Annotated in this window: 19 protein-coding genes; 16 read left to right on the plus strand and 3 right to left on the minus strand. The window is 38.3% G+C overall.

Annotation, left to right across the window (positions count from 1 at the left end; genetic code table 11):
- Positions 1-13 precede the first annotated feature (13 nt).
- The 8 genes from EIH20_RS05595 to EIH20_RS05630 all read left to right on the plus strand — a co-directional run bounded on the left by EIH20_RS05595 (position 14) and on the right by EIH20_RS05630 (position 9,148).
- Positions 14-1,180, plus strand: coding sequence for a nucleotide sugar dehydrogenase (locus EIH20_RS05595; protein WP_124058596.1), 1,167 nt, complete (start codon positions 14-16; stop codon positions 1,178-1,180).
- A 29-nt stretch (positions 1,181-1,209) separates the two neighbouring features.
- A complete protein-coding gene (locus tag EIH20_RS05600; protein ID WP_124058598.1) occupies positions 1,210-2,382 on the plus strand; it encodes a glycosyltransferase in 1,173 nt (390 codons plus the stop codon).
- An 11-nt stretch (positions 2,383-2,393) separates the two neighbouring features.
- Positions 2,394-3,809, plus strand: coding sequence for a lipopolysaccharide biosynthesis protein (locus tag EIH20_RS05605; RefSeq protein ID WP_124058601.1), 1,416 nt, complete (start codon positions 2,394-2,396; stop codon positions 3,807-3,809).
- Positions 3,810-3,823: 14 nt separating this feature from the next.
- Entirely contained in the window at positions 3,824-5,140 is a 1,317-nt protein-coding gene (locus tag EIH20_RS05610) for an O-antigen ligase family protein (RefSeq protein ID WP_124058603.1), read from the plus strand.
- Positions 5,137-6,204, plus strand: coding sequence for a hypothetical protein (locus tag EIH20_RS05615; protein ID WP_124058605.1), 1,068 nt, complete (start codon positions 5,137-5,139; stop codon positions 6,202-6,204). Before EIH20_RS05610 ends, EIH20_RS05615 begins: the two co-directional genes overlap by 4 nt.
- 11 nt (positions 6,205-6,215) lie before the next feature.
- A complete protein-coding gene (locus tag EIH20_RS05620) occupies positions 6,216-6,983 on the plus strand; it encodes a glycosyltransferase family 2 protein (RefSeq protein WP_124058607.1) in 768 nt (255 codons plus the stop codon).
- A 90-nt stretch (positions 6,984-7,073) separates the two neighbouring features.
- Positions 7,074-7,739 carry a DNA alkylation repair protein gene (locus EIH20_RS05625; protein WP_124058609.1) on the plus strand — a complete coding sequence of 222 codons (666 nt, stop codon included), beginning with the start codon at positions 7,074-7,076 and terminating at the stop codon, positions 7,737-7,739.
- Between the two features lie 86 nt (positions 7,740-7,825).
- Positions 7,826-9,148, plus strand: coding sequence for a nucleotide sugar dehydrogenase (locus tag EIH20_RS05630; protein WP_124058611.1), 1,323 nt, complete (start codon positions 7,826-7,828; stop codon positions 9,146-9,148).
- Between the two features lie 81 nt (positions 9,149-9,229).
- Here EIH20_RS05630 and EIH20_RS05635 read toward each other — a convergent pair whose 3' ends face one another.
- Both EIH20_RS05635 and EIH20_RS05640 read right to left on the minus strand, forming a co-directional pair.
- Positions 9,230-9,685: a threonine/serine exporter family protein gene (locus EIH20_RS05635; protein ID WP_241152393.1), complete on the minus strand. Its 456-nt coding sequence runs from the start codon at positions 9,683-9,685 to the stop codon at positions 9,230-9,232.
- On the minus strand, positions 9,682-10,449 hold the full coding sequence (locus tag EIH20_RS05640) for a threonine/serine exporter family protein (RefSeq protein WP_124058614.1): 768 nt from the start codon (positions 10,447-10,449) through the stop codon (positions 9,682-9,684). The genes EIH20_RS05635 and EIH20_RS05640 overlap by 4 nt, the downstream gene beginning before the upstream one ends.
- Before the next feature lie 182 nt (positions 10,450-10,631).
- Between EIH20_RS05640 and EIH20_RS05645 the strand changes: the two genes are divergently transcribed.
- The 7 genes from EIH20_RS05645 (at position 10,632) to glmS (ending at position 17,728) form a co-directional block, all read left to right on the plus strand.
- Entirely contained in the window at positions 10,632-11,318 is a 687-nt protein-coding gene (locus EIH20_RS05645) for a serine dehydratase beta chain (RefSeq protein ID WP_124058616.1), read from the plus strand.
- Positions 11,319-11,338: 20 nt separating this feature from the next.
- Positions 11,339-12,220: an L-serine ammonia-lyase, iron-sulfur-dependent, subunit alpha gene (sdaAA, locus tag EIH20_RS05650; RefSeq protein ID WP_124058648.1), complete on the plus strand. Its 882-nt coding sequence runs from the start codon at positions 11,339-11,341 to the stop codon at positions 12,218-12,220.
- 67 nt (positions 12,221-12,287) lie between these two features.
- Positions 12,288-12,521, plus strand: coding sequence for a hypothetical protein (locus EIH20_RS05655; protein ID WP_124058618.1), 234 nt, complete (start codon positions 12,288-12,290; stop codon positions 12,519-12,521).
- 22 nt (positions 12,522-12,543) lie between these two features.
- Entirely contained in the window at positions 12,544-13,392 is an 849-nt protein-coding gene (locus EIH20_RS05660) for a RecX family transcriptional regulator (RefSeq protein ID WP_124058620.1), read from the plus strand.
- Positions 13,393-13,396: 4 nt separating this feature from the next.
- Positions 13,397-14,611, plus strand: coding sequence for an A/G-specific adenine glycosylase (gene mutY, locus EIH20_RS05665; protein WP_338133173.1), 1,215 nt, complete (start codon positions 13,397-13,399; stop codon positions 14,609-14,611).
- Between the two features lie 122 nt (positions 14,612-14,733).
- Entirely contained in the window at positions 14,734-15,285 is a 552-nt protein-coding gene (gene ntdP, locus EIH20_RS05670; RefSeq protein ID WP_124058623.1) for a nucleoside tri-diphosphate phosphatase, read from the plus strand.
- A gap of 634 nt (positions 15,286-15,919) precedes the next feature.
- Entirely contained in the window at positions 15,920-17,728 is a 1,809-nt protein-coding gene (gene glmS / locus EIH20_RS05675) for a glutamine--fructose-6-phosphate transaminase (isomerizing) (RefSeq protein ID WP_124058625.1), read from the plus strand.
- A gap of 107 nt (positions 17,729-17,835) precedes the next feature.
- On the opposite strand, the gene EIH20_RS05680 is transcribed toward glmS, so the two are convergent.
- Positions 17,836-18,936, minus strand: coding sequence for an acyltransferase (locus EIH20_RS05680; RefSeq protein ID WP_124058627.1), 1,101 nt, complete (start codon positions 18,934-18,936; stop codon positions 17,836-17,838).
- Between the two features lie 218 nt (positions 18,937-19,154).
- On the opposite strand from EIH20_RS05680, the gene EIH20_RS05685 reads away from it, so the two are divergent.
- Positions 19,155-21,329 (plus strand): fibronectin type III domain-containing protein, encoded by a 2,175-nt coding sequence (locus EIH20_RS05685; RefSeq protein ID WP_124058629.1) that lies wholly within the window; start codon positions 19,155-19,157, stop codon positions 21,327-21,329.
- Positions 21,330-21,337: the final 8 nt, after the last annotated feature.

Genomic DNA, 21,337 nt, shown 5'->3' on the forward strand with positions numbered 1-21,337 from the left:
GGGAAGATTAATAATGAAAATTACAGTTGTAGGAGTAGGCTATGTTGGCCTCTCAAATGCTATTTTATTAGCTCAACATAATCAAGTTGTAGCTTTAGATGTCAATTCCACGATTGTATCTTTAATTAATCAAGGTCAATCTCATATCAAAGATCCAGAGATTGAATACTATCTAGCCAATGAGAAATTAGATCTTACAGCAACCATCGATCGTGACTTGGCCTATGAAGGAACGGAAATGGTTATTATTGCAACGCCAACGAATTATGATGAAGTGACCAATTACTTTGATACGAGTTCAGTTGAATCAGTCATTGATGACGTTCTCGAACGCGGTTTGCAAGTACCGATTATCATTAAATCTACGATACCTGTTGGCTTTACCCAACGTATGCGTCAAGAAAAAAAATACCAACAAATTATTTTTTCACCTGAATTTCTCCGTGAAGGCCAAGCCTTAAAAGATAATCTCTATCCGTCACGGATTATTGTAGGGGATGATTCCCCCCAAGCTCACTTATTTGCTGAATTATTGCAAAAAGGAGCTAAAAAGGATCAGATTGATCTTTTGTTTATGGAGTCAACTGAAGCTGAGGCTGTCAAATTATTCGCTAATACATATTTAGCAATGCGGGTTTCTTTCTTTAATGAGTTAGATACTTATGCTGAAGTAAGGGGATTGGATACCCAGTCAATAATTAAAGGGGTGGGCCTTGATCCACGAATTGGTTCGCATTATAATAATCCTTCCTTTGGTTACGGAGGCTATTGCTTACCTAAAGATACTAAGCAGTTATTAGCTAACTTTAAAGATGTGCCAAATAATTTGATTTCTGCCATTGTGACCTCAAATGATACGCGGATGACCCATATTGCTAATCAAATTATGCAACGTCGGCCAAAAACGGTTGGTGTTTACCGTTTAACCATGAAACAAGGGTCAGACAATTTTAGAGCATCATCTATTCAAGGGGTTATGAAACGTTTGGCAGAACATGATATTGATTTAATTATTTACGAACCAACTTTATCTAGTTCTGAATTCCAAGGATATCCTGTTATTCAAGATTTACAAGTCTTCAAAGATCAGGCGGATGTGATTATCTCTAATCGGATTGCCGATGATTTAGTTGATGTAAAAGAGAAAGTGTATACTAGAGATATTTTTAATATCAGTTAATTTGTATACTTTATAGAAAGGAAGTCAGCATGAGCAAGCAAGAGGAAGAAACTAAGGTGAAAGTCCTACATATAATGAGTGGATTTGGGGGAGGTATTTCCTCATTTATCTTAAATAAAGCTCGGGCTCTAGCACATGGACCAATTCAATTTGACGTAGTTACCTATGATCAGTGTTCGCCTGAATTTACCCAAGCTATTCAATCTACTGGCGGCCAAGTTGCGCAATTAGTGAATCCCAAGAAAGTAGGTTGGTCAGCGTTTAAAGCTAGTTTTAATCAGCTAATTAATCAGAACCACTATGATTATATTCATTGTCATATTGCCGGTTATCGGGCGCTACCTTACTATTATTTAGCTAGAAAAGCTAAGCAAGGTCCCTTTCTCATACATGCTCATTTAACCAGTGATCCTTTCGAAACCAATAAAATACGTTTAGCTCGCCAGGCTTTGAATCAAGCAATAACACGACGTTTATCGGCAATTATTATTGGTTGTGGTCAGCTAGCAATTCAGGGCACATATGGTCCTCAAGTTTCGCACGATGAAATGTTAGTCATTCCAAATAGCATTGAAGTGAGTCAATTTAGTCAAACCCAAGAGCAAAAAAAAGCACTTAGATCTCAAGCATTAGCAGACCTATCCTTGACCGATTTTGAAGGGCTATGGGTGGGACAGATGGCTCGACTCAAACCAATCAAAAACCATCAATTCACCTTGAAATTAGCAGCTTATTTACGTGAACGAGGCGTGCCCGTGCGCTTTATTTTGGCCGGACAAGGGCCCTTGGCAGAGACACTACAAAGTCAAATTGACCAACTAGGTTTAACCGACAGTGTCTACCTGGTTGGACGTTTGCGACCAGAGGTCTTTTTCGCTATGACAGATGTGATGTTATTGCCTTCCTTTTTTGAAGGACTGCCAACAGTGGTTGTTGAATCTCAAGCAGCGGGTGTTCCAACCTTAATGTCCGATACGATTAGTCAAGAAGTGGATTTAGGACTTGGTCTTGTTCAAAGTTTGTCATTGGATGATGAACTAGTTGCATGGGCTCATGTCTTGCAAAGTTTAAGTCAAAGAAAAATACCTAGTTTAGAACAAAGACAAGCTGTGATTGAGGCTAAGAAGTTTACCAATCAAGAATCGGCTGACTTATATGCTGATTTTCTTTTTGGCCGTGTCAGTCATTACCAAATTAGATAGGTGACAAAGCGATGAAACAATTTTTAAAACGATTAGCAGGATTTTCTTACGGCCCTATTCTTGGGGCCCTGATTTCTTTTATGCAAATTCCTTTATTGACCCACTTCTTGTCGGTACAAGATTATGGGAAAGCAGGTTTATTTCGAACATTAATTTTTCAATTACCCAATTTTATTTATATTGGTCTCGATCAAGCTTTTACCCGTGAATATCATGTAGAAAAAGATAAACGGAATTTAATGCAACAAGCCTTGATTATTCCACTTATTGTTGGGGTAACTATATTTGCCGTCTGTGTGTTTTTCGCTAAGCCGATTTCAGCTTGGATGTTTTATGACGCCCAGTATTATTTTATTGTCTGGTATGGTGGCATTTGGGTACTATCAACCATAGTGGAACGATTTTTCCTTTTAATGATTCGAATGGAAGAAAAAGCTAAAGAATTTTCAAATTATTCCTTATTATTAAAGATTAATGTCTTTCTTTTGACTCTTGTACTTATTGCTATTGGAATGCGGGATTTTCGTACCAATGTCTATTCTTTGATCTTCGGACAATTATTAGGGGACCTCGTTTTATATTATAAATACCGACATTTATTTGATTTAAGTCAGTTTGAATTTGATCCAGTCTTAGTTAAACGAATGTTCAAGTTCGGTTTACCGATTATGATTGCTGTGTCTTTATCTACTAGTCTCAACTTAGTCGATAACTTATTTTTGCGTAATTATTCGAGCAAAGAAGAGTTAGGGATTTATAATGGTGTTTTGAGTGTCGTCAATATTATTGGTATTATAAAAACTGCCTTTGCCTCTTTTTGGGTGCCAACAGCTTATCGATGGTATGATGAGAAAAAATCAATGAAGCACTATAAATTTATTTCTGATGCTGTCTTATTTATTTTAACGTTTATTTTCTTTGCCATTGTGGTTGGCAAACCCATTATTGTCATGATTTTAGGAGCTAAGAAATATGCAGATGCACAGTATATTATTGCTCTATTATGTTTTCCTCATATCATGTATACTTTGTCTGAAACTACGACCTTAGGAATTGTCTTCTCTCGTAAAACTCAGTTGAATATCTTAGTGTCCCTAGCAACATTTATTCCTTCAGTAGTGATCAACTTCTTATTAACACCTTCTTGGGGTTATCGTGGAGCAGCTGTGGCTTCATGTGCGGCTAATATCATGTTTTATTTAGCTAGAACATATTTCTCAAGTCGAACTGGATTTTATTTTAGTCAGAAAAAACATATACTTTCAATTCTGATGATGACTTTAGTTGCAACTTTAAATGCCTTTCCTATTCCTTATATCTGGGCTTGGTCCTTCCTTTTGGGCTTGGTTGTTCTGTTCATTCAATTTGGAACGATTCAAGATGGTATTTCGATTAAACGTCAGGCTCACGAATGGGATTTCTCTTAAGAAAGGAGTCGTCGATGTTTATATATCTATTATTGCTGGTTGCCAGCGTCTTTCTGGGATCACAAATTTTAGCGATTCCAACACCTGCTGCCCAAATTACTCTCTATCGTATTATGGCAATAGGAGTGGTGCCGTTATTAGCTGTTCAGTTATTACAAGGTAATCGTAATGTGAAAATCATCCCTCATAGTCATGCGTCTAAAGCTGTTTTGTGCTTCACTGGATGGTGGGCTTTAGCTCTGGTATCAGGGGCTTGGGCTCAAGATTTAAAACTTTGGTTTCAAGCTATGTTTTTAATGACAATTGGTTTATCAACCATCTATGCTGTTTATTTCTGGCTTAAAGATTTTCGGCAGTGGATTCGGCTCTTACAAGCTGTTTGGGTCATGATGTCAGCTTTAATGGTCTGGGGTTATTTTGAAATCATAACGAATATCTATTTGCTAGCTGATATTGATAAACTTGATAAATACAAAACCTTTGTTACTCAGCCTATGACGCGGATTCCGATTACTATTTTTGCTAACCAGAATGATTACGCGACCATGCTGATTGCTTATTTATGCATCGGATGCATATTAATTGTTTTAACTCGTTTTAAGACTTTTCGTCTCATGATTGTGGCTAGCAATTTTCTTGCTGTCTACCTGATTTATCGAAGTCAATCGCGGATGTCATTATTATGTTCTTTGATTTTTCTGACTATGGTAGTCTGTTTAGAGTTCAAATGGGACTTTAGACGATCAGATTATTACCGCGGTTTAATCGGATTTGCCGCCTTGATGGTGGGCTTGCTAGTGCTAAAACCAAGCATTTTAGCTAAAATTCAGTCGCTCTATTATCACGGTGGGGTCGGTCAGTTATCAGGAGACACAGCACGCATGAACTTATGGCGGATGGGTTTTGTTTTCCTAGCTCAAAGCTTTGGTTTGGGTGTGGGAGCGGGAAACATTGAATATTGGGTGACTAATTATCATTTTTTACCGTCAAATGGTATCGTCAATATCCATAATTGGTGGTTAGAGATTTTGGTTGCCTATGGCTGGCCGGCGTTTATTCTTTATGTCTTAGCCTATGTACACTTAGTTTTTCGCTTAATGCAAGTGAGTCGATCGTTGAATTCACGTTATGCTAAAGTAGCCAAATATTTAACGACCTTTTTACTTGTTTTTGTGGCTGCAAGTATTACGAGTGCGAATAATATGTTAATTGAGTGGCATTGGGTATTTTTTGCCCTCATAATTGGGTTTGTTAAACTAGTCGAAATAGCCATTCAAAAACAGAGTCCAGCAGTGGTCAAAATACAGTTAGGAAAGGTATGTGAAAGATGAGTTTATTAACGTTAATTCAAGAGTTGTGGCGCTTTTTCAAAGATTATTTAGTCAAAATTGTTTTAGGAGCTATCTTTGTTGGTCTCTTAACTTCAGGAGGTCGTTATTTTTTAACGAATCAACAGGTAGAAGGTCAGAAGGAAGCATATAATCATTTAGTCCAAGTTTACTCGCAAGAACCAGCTGAATTTCAATTTATTTTAACCAATGCTGATGGTACATTATTTGATAATTCATTTGTTTTTGATGAATATTTCTCTAGTCCCGAAGTGATTAAACAGGTAGAAGCCGAAACGGGCATTAAGTTTGGACGTTTTGTTCAAGATGAACAACTTCTAGAATTATTTAAAACAAGTCAATATCGTGGTGGTTTGTCAGCGGTAAGGAATACTTCAACCAATGTTATTACCATGCGTTTCCTCGTCGGTAAAAATGCTGATGAAAATCTAAAAATCGCCCAAGCTTACTTTAAGTTGTTACAAGAAAATCGTGTGCCTTTTGCGAAAAATCATGAACGCACGATTGTAACTTCACCAGTCAAAGCTGAATTATTGGATTTAAATACAGTACAGAATGTGGCTGTTCCAGAATCTGTAAGTGGCTTAGGCGGTCCAAATGCAAAATCTTCAATTATTTTTGGAATTGCAGGTTTTATGTTTGGTCTGATTTTGACAACTGGTTTGCTCTTCTTATTGCGCTTGTTCAAGCGTACGATTACATATGGATTTGATTATGCTTGGAACATGGAAGATGGTCATTTGATGTATCATCGTCAAAAACAAAGCAAAGCAAGTGATTTAGAAGATTTATTAAAGGTTCCTCACGTTAACCATCGTCTAGTCGTATCACAAGTTAATCCAGAGTCAAGTTTTGAGTCAGCAAATTTTGCTATTCAACCTTTAACTTACGTAAATAAGTTACAAGATTTAGATCAATCAAGTAACCAAGTGGATGACATTGTCATTATGGTTTACTCAAATCAAACAGAAAAATCATGGTACAATGAACAAGCTGCTTTAGCTCACCTTTATCGGGTACCCGTGAAAATAATTCACGTAATTTAGGAGTGTATAATATGCAAGCATCATTTAAACCGGGCTTGGTTTCAATTGTGACACCGGTCTACAATGCTGAACGTTTTATTAGTCAAACCATCAAAGCCGTTCAAGCCCAAACCTATCCTAATTGGGAATTAATTCTAATTAATGATTGTAGTTCTGATCAAAGCCAAGTAATTATTGAGCAAATCCAGAAAGCTGATCAGCGGGTTCAATTAATAAATCTTGAACAAAATAGTGGGGCAGCGGTGGCTCGAAATACAGGACTTGAAGCAGCAAAAGGACAATATATTGCCTTTGTGGATAGCGATGATGTATGGCAACCTACTAAGTTGATGGATCAATTGGCTTATATGCAAGAAAATGGCTATGCTTTTACGTATACTAACTTTGCTTTAATGGATGAGGAAGGACAAATCCTTAAACCAGCAGTGAAATTGCCCGCTGAACTCAATTATAGTGGCCTTTTGAAGAATACAGCGATTGCTTGTTCAACTGTAGTGATTGACCGGACGCTAGTGGGTGATTTCCGCATGCCACTTGTGCGCAAGGGTCAGGATACAGCAACTTGGTTAAAGATAATGCGAGAAACAGGGATTGTCGCGCATGGACTAGACAAAGTTTTAAACCATTACCGACAAGTTTCGGGATCGATTTCGAGCAATAAATGGGGTGCTTTGAAACGAACATGGCATACTTATCGTCGCTTAGAGAAACTCCCTTTACTTAAGGCGATTTATTACTTTGGCCATTATGTATTGCAAGCTATTTTGCGGCGAACTTAAGTTTAATATTATAATTAGTGAGGCTGAGACTCTTAGGAGTTCAGCCTTTTTCGTAATAATTCGGCAGAAATGCCATCGGAGAGGATAACAATGAACCATCAGTCATTTATTAATGAGATTAAAGCACAGGCTAATCTTGATTTGCAGGAACCCATGGCTGCCTATTTACGTCATCAATTCTCCTTTTTAGGTCTGAAAGCTCCTCAACGGAAAGCTTTGCAAAAAGCCTATCTGCAACAATTGAAGCGAACAAAGGAGATCGATTGGGATTTTGTTAATTTGTTATGGGCTCAAGATCAAAGAGAATTTCAATATATCGCCTGTGATTATTTAACGAGCATGCGTCGCTATCATCAACTCAGCGATTTAGACCAGTATCAATACTTTATCCAAAAGAAGTCTTGGTGGGATTCTGTCGACAGTATGGTAAAAAATGTCGGCTATATAAGTCAAATCGATTCGGCGGCTAAGAAACAAATCTTGTCTTGGGCGGAAGATAGAAATCTTTGGCTACGTCGAGCAGCCATTCTACATCAATTAGGCCTAAAAGAGAGGACCGACAAGGCTTTTTTAGCCAAAATAATTCTGATGAATATAAACAGTCAAGAATTCTTTATCAATAAGGCCATCGGCTGGAGTTTGCGTGAATTTGCAAAAACAGATTCAGAGTGGGTAAATACTTTTTTGATTGATCATAAAGCCCAATTAGCCCCCTTGGCCTATCGAGAAGCTAGCAAACACCTTACCCTTGACTAGAAATGATAGTCAAACGAGCATGATTTTGGTATAATGGTGAACGCAATGATTTTTGTTTTTAATGCTAAATATAAGGAGATAGACCTATGAGTTTATATGATAAAATTATCAAACGTCAGGAAAAGATTTCGGTAGTTGGCTTAGGTTATGTAGGGATGCCAATTGCTGTGGAATTTGCTAAACATGTGGATGTCATTGGTTATGATTATAATAAAGCGAAGATTGACCAATATTTGCAAGGTGTTGATCCCACTAAAGAAGTGGGTGACCAAGCTATCAAAGATACTACGCTTATCTTTACCAATGATCCTAAGCGGTTGAAAGAAGCTAAGTTCCATATTGTTGCTGTACCAACACCCATAAACCAAGATAAAACGCCGGATTTATCACCTGTAGAAGGAGCAACCCGAATTGTTGGTCAGAATTTGGTGAAAGGGTCCATCGTTGTTTATGAGTCAACCGTTTATCCAGGTGTTACAGAAGATATCTGTATTCCTATACTTGAAGAAATGTCAGGACTTAAATGCGGACAAGATTTTGAAGTGGGTTACTCACCAGAACGGATTAATCCTGGTGACAAAGTTCACCGATTGGAGACAATCACTAAAATCGTTTCGGCAACGACAGACCAAGCATTGGAAGAGATTGCTAATGTGTATGAAATCGTCATTCAAGCTGGCGTTTACAAAGCGTCATCAATTAAAGTAGCAGAAGCTGCAAAGGTTGTTGAAAATAGCCAACGCGATATTAATATAGCTTTTATGAATGAATTAGCTTTGGTCTTCGATCGTATGGGAATTGATACTCAAGAAGTAGCAGAAGCGATGGATACAAAATGGAATGCCTTGAAGTTCAGACCAGGTTTAGTGGGTGGTCACTGTATAGGTGTGGATCCATATTATTTTGTTTATCAAGCGGAAAATTTAGGCTATCATAGCCAAATCATTCTTGCTGGACGTAAGATTAATGATGACATGGGTGCCTTTGTTGCAGATTCAATCATTAAGCAACTTATCCTTGCGGGCAAGAAAGTCATTGATGCTAAAGTTGTGGTTTTAGGCTTAACCTTCAAAGAAAACTGCCCTGATACCCGCAACTCTAAAGTAGAAGACATTCTAACTCGTTTGACTGAATATGGTATTAAACCAACAGTTGTTGATCCTTGGGCTTCACCAGAGGATGCTATGCATGAATATGGCGTTGAATTGACAGATTTAGCCGATATTAAAGATGCAGATTGCCTTGTTCTTGCTGTTGGTCATAATGAATTTAAAGCCTTGGGTCTTGAACAAATGGATCAATTATTCAATCAATCACTTAAAAATGACGAAAAAGTCATCATTGATGTTAAATCGATTCTAGATCGTAAAGAAGTTGAAGCTGCTGGCTATCGCTTGTGGAGATTATAATCAAGCACTAAAATGCACATAAAAAAACGCAAATCCTTACTTGTTCTCATCTTGATGAGCAGTGAGTGATTTGCGTTTTTGTTATTTAATGTTGGGTCTGTCTTTTTTGTTTTGGCGAAATTTATACATTTCGATCACGGAGTCAATGATGAAGATGGCTAATGCAATGGCCCCAGCAATCATAATGGTTTCAAAGAAGAAATGGCGTGATAAATTTGAATTATTATTTATATAGTAGAAGGCTGTTTTGTAAATACCGATTCCCGGAACTAAAGGGAAAAGAGCAGGAATATAGAAGATAGTTACGGGAGCTTTGAAGGTACGAGCGAATATTTGTCCCATAATGGTGATAACGATCGATGCAAATAAGGTAGCTACAATGGCATTTGAATAGGGTTTAACGACTAAATAGACCAAATAGCCCATACCGCCAATCCAACCTGCTTTATTGATAGTGTAGCGGGGGGCTTCTACGACTAAGGCAGCTGTTACGGTCGCGACGTAGGCGCCGAATACTTGAATAAGCATACTTATCATTTAATCACTCCTTGTACCAGATATAGACCTAAAGCAATACCCAATGCTAAGAACACCGCTATGGTCATCGCTTCCGCTATCTTGGCTAAACCGGCGTTGTAGTCCCCTTTTAGGGTGTCACGGATACCATTCGTGAAGGCAATTCCCGGAAACAAAGGCATAAGTGCGCTTACAATAATAATGTCACTCGAAATGCTTTGCTGACAAAGATGAATAATGAATGGGACAAAAAAACCTAAAAGGGAGGTTGCAAAAATACCATGAATAAAATCATTCATGCCCCAACGATTTTTTGCATATTCCGCACCAATAATAATGAAGGCAGCAAACGAAGCAACGAATAATTCCATCCAATGCCCACCCAGTAGAACGACAAAAGAGAGAATGAGTAAGAAAATGGCTGCATCGTGGTGGAAAATAGTATATTCTGAGACATCCACTTTTTTAAGCTGGACTAGAGCTTCATCAACGGTAATCTTTTGAGCGGTTAATTGGCGTGAAATGTTGTTAACATTGTATATCTTTCGCATATGATTGCCCCGATGCTCTATTCTCTGAATGCGGGTGATTCCTTCAATGGTAGGATCATCTAGAGTAATAAATAGGGCTGTACCGGTTGCGACAGCTTCAGTCACGGCTAATCCACTAGTATCAAGAATTCGATTGACGGTATCTTCAACCCGATAACTTTCAGCATTTGATTCTAAGAGGATGCGACCAGCGATAGCAGCCGCTTCAGCAATTTTTTTATGTTCTGGTTTCACACGAGTCCCCCTTTATCCCCCATACAAATCTATTCAATATGTTACCATATTATCATGAAAAGGACTAAGTTTTTTGGTACAATCTTAGCATGATATTGCCATTAGAGATATAAAATTTTATAATGGTAATAATATTTTTATCATATAATAAAAGCAAGTCGATTAACAAGGGGGTTTAAGGCATGAAAGAACAAAAAGAAAGTAAACGTAATAGCTATTCAAGCTGTTTTGATGTGATTGGTCCGGTGATGGTGGGGCCTTCTTCATCTCATACTGCCGGAGCAATAAATATCGGGGAAGCGGCTCAAAAAATCTTTCAAGCAAAACCCGACCTTGCAATTGTTGATTACTATGAATCTTTTGCTGAAACCCACCAGGGTCATGGCACGGACTTTGCGATTGTGTCGGGCATCTTAGGTTTTGCATATGATGATCCTAGAGTACCGGATTCAGTGTCTATCGCTGAGAATGAAGGAATTAAGATCGATTTTGTCGAAAATCAAGGGGAAAGTCCTTTTGAACATCCTAATACAGCCGATATTCGTTTAATTAATGACGAGAAAGAGACCCGCCTAGCTGGCATTTCAGTTGGTGGTGGAAAGATAGAAATTCGCTTAATTGCTTTGGACGGTTTTGAGATTAAGCCTCAAGGATGTTTACCAGCATTGCTCTTAATTTCTTCCCATGCTCAACTAGCAGATCAATTTGAACAAATCATTCAGGATGAGCAAGTGGTCATTGTTGATAAAATCCAACAATTTCAAGCAGATAAATTCTTAACATTTTTTGAAATTCAACACCATTTTCCTGCTGCCTTGTTACAGCAACTTGCTGAAATGCCGGGCGTAGAAAAATTAATCCTTCTATAGAAAGTAGGTCAATAATGGCAATTTTCGAATCGATTAAAGAAATTGTAGATTATGCAACTCAACATCAAATGCCTCTTTGGGAGGTCATGATTGAGCAAGAAATGAAAGTCAATCACACCAGTCGAGAATTAATTTTAGATAAAATGTCCGCTAGTTTGTTGGCTATGGAAAATGCCTATAAACGGGGAACAACTGGCCAAGGTGTCTTTTCACCAACAGGCTTAACTGGGGGCGACGCCGTTAAAATGCGTCAATACCGGCAGGCAGGACGGACCTTATCAGGTAACCTAACTTTGGCTGGCGTAGAAGCGGCTCTAGCGACCAATGAAGTAAATGCAGCTATGGGTGTGATTTGTGCTACACCAACAGCGGGGGCAAGCGGGACTTTACCAGGTGTCTTAGTCGCATTAGATGAACAATTTCATCTCTCACATGAACAGAAATTGAACTTATTGTTCGTTGCTTCTCTTTTTGGTATGGTTACAGCCAATAATGCGATGATTGCTGGGGCAGCAGGGGGCTGTCAAGCAGAAGTAGGATCAGCTTCAGCCATGTCAGCGGCTGCCGCTGTCGCGATTATGGGCGGAAGTCCTCAAGCTTCTAGTCATGCATTTGCTATGGCGTTAGGTAATCTACTTGGTCTCGTTTGTGATCCAGTAGCAGGTTTAGTTGAAATTCCTTGCGTCAAACGGAATACTATTGGAGCGACTAATGCTTTAATCTGTGCGGATATGGCTTTGGCAGGAATTGAAAATGTTATTCCAGCTGATGAAGTCATTGATGCGATGCGACGAATTGGGAAAAATATGCCACGTGAACTTCGTGAAACGGGTTTAGGTGGCTTAGCCGGAACTCCAACGGGGAATCAAATTAAATTGAGAATTTTTGGTAAAGAGGTATAATAGATTAAAATACTATTATAGAAAGTTGGAGTTTGTAATGCAAATGCTCAACTATTTCGACGCGTTTATGTTTACACAAGAATCAGCCACGACTTTACGGATTGTGATGGCTGAAGATGAGGCTCTCGCGTACCTTTTGCGCTTTCAACAAGTCAGTCAACTTGAACGGTACTGTTTGATGTTGACTAATTTTGCGCGTGAAATTAAAGATCAATCACTCGCTGATCAAACTAAGTTAGTCTGTGAATTTGTTGAAAGCAATCCTTTTCAATTATCTTATCAATTAAGCAAACTAGCCTAATACAGATGTAGGAGGTTGGCTAATGAAAATTACCAAGATTGAAAGGCAGAAAAAACAGAGCGATCGTTATTCTATTTATCTTGATGGTGAATTTGCATTTGGCGTCCATGAAGCTGTTCTGATTCATTTTGCCTTGCATAAAGATCAAATTCTTAGCCAAGATCAACTCAATCACATTAAAGAAGTGGAGTACCGCGAGAAAGTATACTCGCGAGCGCTTCACTATCTTTCTTTTGGCTTAAGATCCATTAAAGAGATGAGGGACTATTTAGCGAGTCAAGAATGGGCGACAGATACCGATGAAGCAATACTTGAAACGCAACAAATGGTCGTCAGTCAAGAATTAATTGAATCAACGTTACAACGCTTGTGTCAGCAGAACTATCTTAATGATTTGATTTATGCTCAAAGCTATACGCGAACCATGGCCCTAATCAATCGTAAGGGTCCAAAATTAATTGCTCATGAATTGAAGCAGAAGGGATTAGATCAGCAGACCATTTCTCTAGCTTTAGATGAATATTCTCAAGTTGATCAAATGGCTAATGTGACCTATCTCATTGACAAGTATTGTCAAACTAAAGGAAAACAAGCGACAAGATTGTTGAAGAATAAGCTTTATCAACATTTACTTCAAAAGGGATATGATAAAGATCAAATTAAAGAAGGCATGGATTTGGCTGATTTTACCATAATTGAAGCTCAGGAAGATGACTTATTAGCTAAAGAAGCCGCTAAGCAATGGCAACGCTTATCGAGGCGGCAACAAGGCGGGCTTTTACGGCAAAAAGTGACCGCTAGTTTGATGAGAAAAGGGTTTAGCTACGAAGCCATTCAAACTTGGCTGAACGAACAAGAGGATGGAGAATAACACTATGACAATGACTATTTATGAAGACCAGTCGGTTGATATCGGCTGGTCTTCGACTAAAATCCAAGATTTTCGTCGTTGCTTACTCAATTGGTATGATCAAAATGGACGAGATCTACCCTGGCGTCGTAGTTGTGATCCCTATCAAATTTGGGTTAGCGAAATTATGTTACAACAGACTCAAGTCGCGACGGTCATTCCTTATTTTGAACGTTTTATCGCTACTTTACCTAATATTGAGGCCTTAGCTCAAGCTGATCAAGCGACACTGATGAGCCTGTGGCAAGGTTTAGGTTATTATTCACGCGTTCGAAATATGCAAGAAGCGGCCCAACAAATAATGTCGGATTATCAGGGTCGCATGCCTGATACAATGCCTGACTTATTAAGTCTAAAAGGAGTTGGTCCCTATACAGCCGCCGCGATTGGATCGATTGCTTTTGGTTTAGTAGAACCAGCAGTGGATGGGAACCTGATGCGCATTGTAGCGCGACTGTTTGAACTGGATCATGACATCAGCCAAGTCAAAACACGTAAATTGTTTACCCAAATTCTACGTCAATTAATTGATCCTGATCGTCCTGGTGATTTTAATCAAGCATTAATGGATCTTGGGGCTACCGTTATGACTCCAGCTAATCTGAATCCAGAAGCGAGTCCTCTTAAGGAATTTGATGGCTCTTATCAGCATGGCACGGCTCACCTATATCCCGTTAAAAAGAAAAAGGCTAAAGCAAGTCATCACCATCAATTAGTGTATTTTGTGCGTAATCAAAAGGGACAATGGTTACTTAATCGACATCAAGACCAGCAACTACTAACGGGCTTGTGGCATTTTCCTATTTATGAACAAGACTTGATCTTTGAATCCGCTACCCCTTCAGAATTCATTGAGCCTTTTTTTGAATGGTTAGGTCAACAAGATATCAATTTGAAAGAAGTTGCTCTTCACCAACAGGTACATCTTTCTATGGCAAATGCAGAATCTCCTTACATGCCGTTTGACCAGAACTTTTCACCTATCAAACATGTCTTTAGTCATCGCGTATGGCATTTACAAATCATACCTATTTATATGGAAGACGAACTTGCTCAACGACTGGTTGAATTTAATCCAGAAAACTTTGTCTGGGTTCACCCGCAAGATATAAACCTATATCCTTACTCTAGCTTACAAGCTAAACTTTATCAGGCAGTCCAAAGTGACAGTATGGAATAAGAAGTTTTTTTAGCTAAATCACAAGCCTTTAAACACAAAAAAATATTTTTGTGCTATAATGCAAGAGTATAGTTTATGACTCTAAGGGTCACAACCAAAACACACAGAAAGTAGGTTTGGTGATGAAGCAACCAAAAGAGGGTGAATTCATCACTATTAAAAGTTATAAACATGATGGCTCATTACACCGAACTTGGCGTGATACGATGGTACTCAAGACCAGTGATCAGTCCATTATCGGCTGTAATGATCATACTTTAGTAACTGAATCTGATGGTCGGCGATGGGTAACCCGTGAAGCAGCCCTACTGTATTACCATAAACATTATTGGTTTAATATTGTAGCCATGATTCGCAAACGTGGGGTTACTTATTATTGTAATTTAGCTTCACCTTATCTCATTGATAATGAAGCTTTAAAATATATCGACTATGATTTAGATATTAAGGTGTTTCCTGATGGAGAGAAGCGCTTGCTAGATGTTGATGAATATGAAGTGCATAGTCGCCGTTATCAGTATCCTCCTGAAATTGATCGGATTCTTAAATATAACATTCAAGAATTAGTCAGATGGATTGAAGAGGAGAAAGGTCCATTCTCACCGGAATTCATTGATATTTGGTATGAGCGTTATTGTCAACTGACGCATCGGAAAACCACCAAAGATAACTAAATAGTGGTCAGAATTTACTTTTTGGCAAAGATTAAAAGCTTGGAACTTCTGTTCCAAGCTTTTTTGTTTAGTGGCCCAATTTTTTGTTTACTTCTTAAGGTTCACCGAACCTCATCACACCTTAAATAATTGGGTTCTAAAAGGCTGAAATGGCCTCCACTTCCTTACCAATCCGCCGCTTGTGATCAAGCATTGCGTTTGGTATGGGAAGTGCTCCATTTCATGGCGCCTTTTATCTCACCTTGTTAATTTGGCTCTTCGGTTCAGCTTTGACGTCCATTTCGTTATGATCTAGCTTTGCTTAGTGCAAATCGTCGTTCATAAGCTCAATGATTCAAAGCTAATCGAACCTCATCTCACCTTGTTCTTTGACTTTTTTTGTGAGATAGTGTACATTTATCTTTGCTTTTAGAAAATTTTTTCATTGGGGAGGATCGAGGTTTAATTAATGGATAGCGCCAGGCCTTATTAAATAAGGTGACGAGGATTGAGCTTATCGAAGGATTCGGCGGGTGGCTCAAGGCTTATGCAGTCTACAGAAATAGGAAAACTTCTAACCGTGAGGGAGAAACAAAGGCTATTTCACGCATCTAAAAGCGATAATAAAATTTATCGTGAAATGAGGACTAGATGTATGTGTGGTATTGTAGGTTTTATTGGTCAAGGTAATGTTCAAGAAGTTTTAATTAGTGGTTTAGAAAAGCTGGAATATCGTGGTTATGATTCGGCGGGTATTTTTGTTATCGACCAAGCTAATCAAGCTCATTTGTTCAAAGAAGAAGGGCGAATTGCCAAATTAAAAACCGTCGTTGATTTTGAATTAGCCACTAAAGTTGGGATTGGTCATACCCGTTGGGCTACCCATGGTCCAGCAGCTAAGCATAATGCCCATCCACATCAATCACCAAGTGGGCGGTTTGTTTTGGTTCACAATGGAGTTATTGAAAACTTTAACCAATTACGTGAAGAGTATTTGAATGGGGTAACATTACAGTCTCAAACGGATACTGAGATTGCTGTAGCGATTATTGAACATTTTGCTGTTAATGAAGACTTATCGGGTAAAGAAGCTTTCAAGAAAGCTTTATCAGTTATTGAAGGGTCCTATGCTTTTGGCCTAATTGATGTAGAAAATCCTGATGTCATGTATGCAGCTAAAAATAAGAGCCCTTTATTAATCGGAAAGGGTCAAGGCTTCAATATGATTTGTTCAGATGCCATGGCTGGCATTGCTTATACCAATCAGTATATTGAAATTAAAGACAAAGAATTGATCACCTTGACGGCTGATCAAGTTACGATTGAGGATTTCCAAGGTCAAGTTATCGATCGCCCGGCTTATGTGGCTGAACTAGATGCCAGTGATTTGGAAAAAGGGACCTATCCTTACTATATGATTAAGGAAATCGATGAACAACCAGCGGTGATGCGTCGTCTTATCCAAGAATATCAAGGTCCGAATGGACATTTTGAAGTCGAAGCTAGCTTAACTAAAGATTTATTAGCGGCTGATCGGGTCTATATCGTGGCTTGTGGTACGAGTAATCATGCAGGCTGGGTGGGTAAATCTTTATTAGAAAAATTAGTGAAGTTACCTACTGAAGTACATTTGTCTAGTGAATTTGCTTATCAATTGCCATTGTTAAGTGAGCATCCATTCTTTATTTTTCTTACGCAATCTGGTGAAACAGCAGATAGTCGTCAAGCCTTGGTTAAAGTGAATGAATTAGGTTACCCATCATTAACCATTACAAATGTGAAAGGCTCAACCTTATCTCGTGAAGCAAGCCATACACTCTTGCTTCATGCCGGTCCTGAAATTGCCGTTGCTTCTACTAAAGCTTACACCGCCCAAATTGCTGTTATGGCTGTTTTAGCGGATGCCTTAGCTCATGAAAAATATGGTCAAAGTTCAATGGATATGGTTCGAGAATTGAGTATTGTGGCTTCGGCGATGGAGACCATCCTAGCTGATAAAGATAAGATTAATGAGTGGGCAAGTCAGAATTTATTGGCTACCCGAAATGCGTTCTACATCGGTCGTTTGTTAGACTACTATGTAGCGATGGAATCAGCTTTAAAATTGAAAGAGATTTCTTATATTCAAACTGAAGCCTTTGCTGCTGGCGAATTGAAGCATGGAACGATTGCTTTAGTCGAAGAAGGCACACCTGTTATTGGTTTAATCACTGACCCTAGTGTGGCGGCTCATACCCGTGGAAATATTGAAGAAGTGAGAGCTCGTGGTGCTCAAACGATGGTTATCTCCACAAAAGTGACTGCTAAGGCAGAAGATGATTTTGTATTACCAAGTGTTCATGCTAACCTAACGCCTTTAGCAACCGTTATCGTGACTCAATTGATTGCTTACTTTACTACTTTAGGTAAAGGTTACGATGTTGATAAACCGCGTAATTTAGCTAAGTCAGTGACTGTTGAATAAGCGACTATAAACATTCAAACTAATAATAACCCTCTACTTACCATGATTACATTGATCATCATGGTAAGTAGGGGGTTATTTGATTTTCAATTATTCATGCCAGAAAGTCATCCGTTATTAGGTAGGGATGGAAAAGAAGATTTGAATAGTTTTTGGACGCTTTGGGTCATCCAAACGGCTAATTTTTGAACATTTAATCGATTAAATAGTTTAATTCGTAACCAATCGACTAAACTACAGGTGAAATAAATGGCTAAGACGGATAAAACTATGCCCAAATACATGGTGACAAGGGGTTTTTTGAGTAGAAAGGCCAATTGTTGATCAATCGCTTGGAACCAGACTGGATGGACATGGATTAAATACACACTAAAGGTCATCGGCGTTAGGATTTTAATCGGCTTTTGCCAAGCGCTTAAGTCGAGTTTAGCAAATAAGATTAACAGAGCGACGGCATCCAGGACCATAGTAGGTGAAGTATAACGAACAAGATACCAAGAGTTACCGATTTTCGTTTCAGAATGAAGGTCCCACCATTGAATTCCCAATTTAGTCAAGTAAGTAATGGCTGACGCAGAAAGATAAGTGAGCAGAAGTTTGGTTTTAGACCATGATGAAAAACTGTCGAAGCGTTTAAGATATCCACCGAATAAATAGAGAATAGCTAACCATAAGGGGCTGTAACCATAGCCTACAGTGAATAAATCATCGCTGATTAAGGTTGTCATGACTGAGAAGAGGCCAAATAAACTGATCATCATGGCGGTTAAATCGGTTTTATTAAGATTATTTAATATATAATTGAAAGCCGGGACAAAGAAAGATATACAAAAATAGGCCGTAAAATACCAATAGCGCTGGGTTAACAACGGGAAAAATGAAAGTCCTAAATCGGTCAAACCATAATCCTTAGGGAAAATAAAGCAACCAATGGCAGTATTGACTACTGTATAGAAACAGGCTAGCAACCATAAAGCACTGATATTGTGGTAGTTAAAGCGTTTGTTGACCCCGACATAACCAGATATCAAAGCAAACACATTGACCGAACAATAGGCTAAAATCTCAAGTATCCAAATGCTTTGATAGCGGAGACCAAGAATAGGTCCTTTGTCTAAGAGGCCACCATGGCTAAGGGTATGTAAGGTGACAATCATCATCATGGCGACAATACGTAATAAATCAATTCCCCAATTTCGTTGTTTCATTGTTAATATTCACTCATTCCATCAAATTATCTAGTAATTATCATACCGCATTATTGCTATCAAACCTATTCAATCATCCAAATTTTAGTGTAAGTAAACTTATAAGTGATAGGGTTTACATAAAGAAAACTTAAAATTTACATTAAATTAATATTTTCTTCGTATACTAATTGAGGATTCATTTTATCCCAAAAACTATTAGAGGAGCGTATTAAACGATGAAATCATCTGTTTCATATAAGCAATTAGTTTTATCTGGTTTATTATCTGTTTCTTTCTTAAATCTTTATGCAGCGCAAACCCATGCTCAAGATGTAGCACCAGCAAGTACCGAAGCTGTAACTACTCAAGCAGCGGCTCCTGCTGAAGTAGTAAATACTGCAAGTCCAGTCAATACACCTGTGACTGAAACAAGTTCAACTCAAGTTGCAAATCCTACTAGTTTAGCAGCCGCTCCAGTTAGCGAGACAACAACTGAAGCTGCGACAACTCAAGCAGCTCCTACTGTTCAAGTGGGTAACCAAACAATTACTTTAGCTACTGAAAAGCCAGCAGTTGCCCCAGTTAAAGTGAATGATAAGCCTAACCGTTTGGCTGTAAACGTAACAACACATCCTGAATCAGAAATGGCGTTCAACTGGTACACCACAAATGAAGTGAGAGACTCAAAAGTCTTAATTTCTACTGATAAAAACTTTACTAATCCAATCACATACGCTGTTCAAAATATCCAAGTTGAGTCAAACTACGATGATCGTACAGCTGATGGTCATTTAATTTTCACTGTTCGCGATAATAATGAACAAGTTATCGGCTATTATACTGATGCAGTAATCGATCCAAAGAACTTTGGATTTACTGATGGTGATACTGCAGGCTATCCTGATACTCGTACTGTAAACGAATATATTCACCGTGTAGTAGCCAACGGCTTAACTCCAAATACAGTTTATTACTATAAAGTAGGTAGTGAGTCTAAAGGATTTAGCCCAGTAGGTTTATTCAAGACTGCAGCGAATGAATCACAACCTTTCCGCTTCATCCAATACACAGATACTCAAAATGCTGACCACAATGAAAATGTCCGCAATGAAGCTCAATATGGTGCTCAAACACTTAAAGAAGCTTTAGCAACTGCTGGCGATGCAGCTTTCGCTCTTCACACTGGTGACTTTGTTGAGTATTCAGCTTTGGAAGACGAATGGATGGATATTCTTGAAAAAATTAAAGATTCTATGCTAACTACACCTCAAGTCTCAGTAGCGGGTAACCATGACAGCCAAAAAGGCGAATTCACTGAACACTTGAATGTCCCAATTACCAACGATAATAAATCACGTGGAGCATATTATTCATATGATTATAACAATTCTCACTTCGTTGTTTTAAATACTAATGATAACAAGAAAAATGATGATAATCCTGAAGCATGGGCACTAGGTAATATGCAATTAGATTGGTTAGAAAAAGACTTAGCTGATGCTCGTGCGCGTAACGTTGACTGGTTAGTGTTAGCTTATCACAAGACTTTATTCTCAGGTTCATACCACTCATTATTAGACGGTGACATGAATCGTGTTAGAGAACGTTTAATGCAAATTATTGATAAATACGATGTTGATTTAGTTTTAAATGGTCACGATCACGTCTTAACTCGTACTCTACCTTTAGAATACAGCAAAGATGCCTTTGCAAATGGTGTTGTTGATAAAGATGCAAAAGTATTAACTGATGTGAAAGGTAACAAATATATTGATACTAAGGGATCAATTTTCTTAATTCCAAACACTGCAGGTACTAAGAACTACGACAATATTTACAAACATAATATTGACGAATTGAAAAAAATTGATTCAGATTTCGACACTTTAACCGCTGACCAATTAGCTTACTATAATTCATTATTTGAATATAATGCTCAACCTGGTCATTCTGATGGCTTTAAAGAAGGTATTTCTAACTACCGTGAAGGAAATATCCAACATTTTGCTGTCTACAGTGTAACTAAAGATCAACTAAAAGTAGAAATGTACGAAGTAGCGGGCGAATTAGCAAAAGGTGAAAATCCACTTAGAAAAGCTCGCTTAATCGATACTTTCACTTTGGTTAACCATAATTTTGATTTAGAAGCAACAAATAAAGCTTTATTAGCTAAAGATGCAGAAGACGCAGCCAAGAAAGCGGCTGAAGAAGCTACTAAGAATAATAAAGGTGAATTAGTAATCAAAGGTATTGACAAAGTGTATGCTGCTGAACCTAAAGCATCCAAACCATCTAAGAAGCAAGCGACTTTACCATCAACTGGTGAATTTAGTGATATGACAGCTGCCTTTGCAGGATTATTAGCAAGTATGGGCGTGGGTATCTTAGCATGGACTAACAAAAAACGTTAATAATAGCT

The sequence above is a fragment of the Vaginisenegalia massiliensis genome (assembly GCF_900604935.1).
In the GTDB taxonomy this organism is placed as follows: Bacteria; Bacillota; Bacilli; order Lactobacillales; family Aerococcaceae; genus Vaginisenegalia; species Vaginisenegalia massiliensis.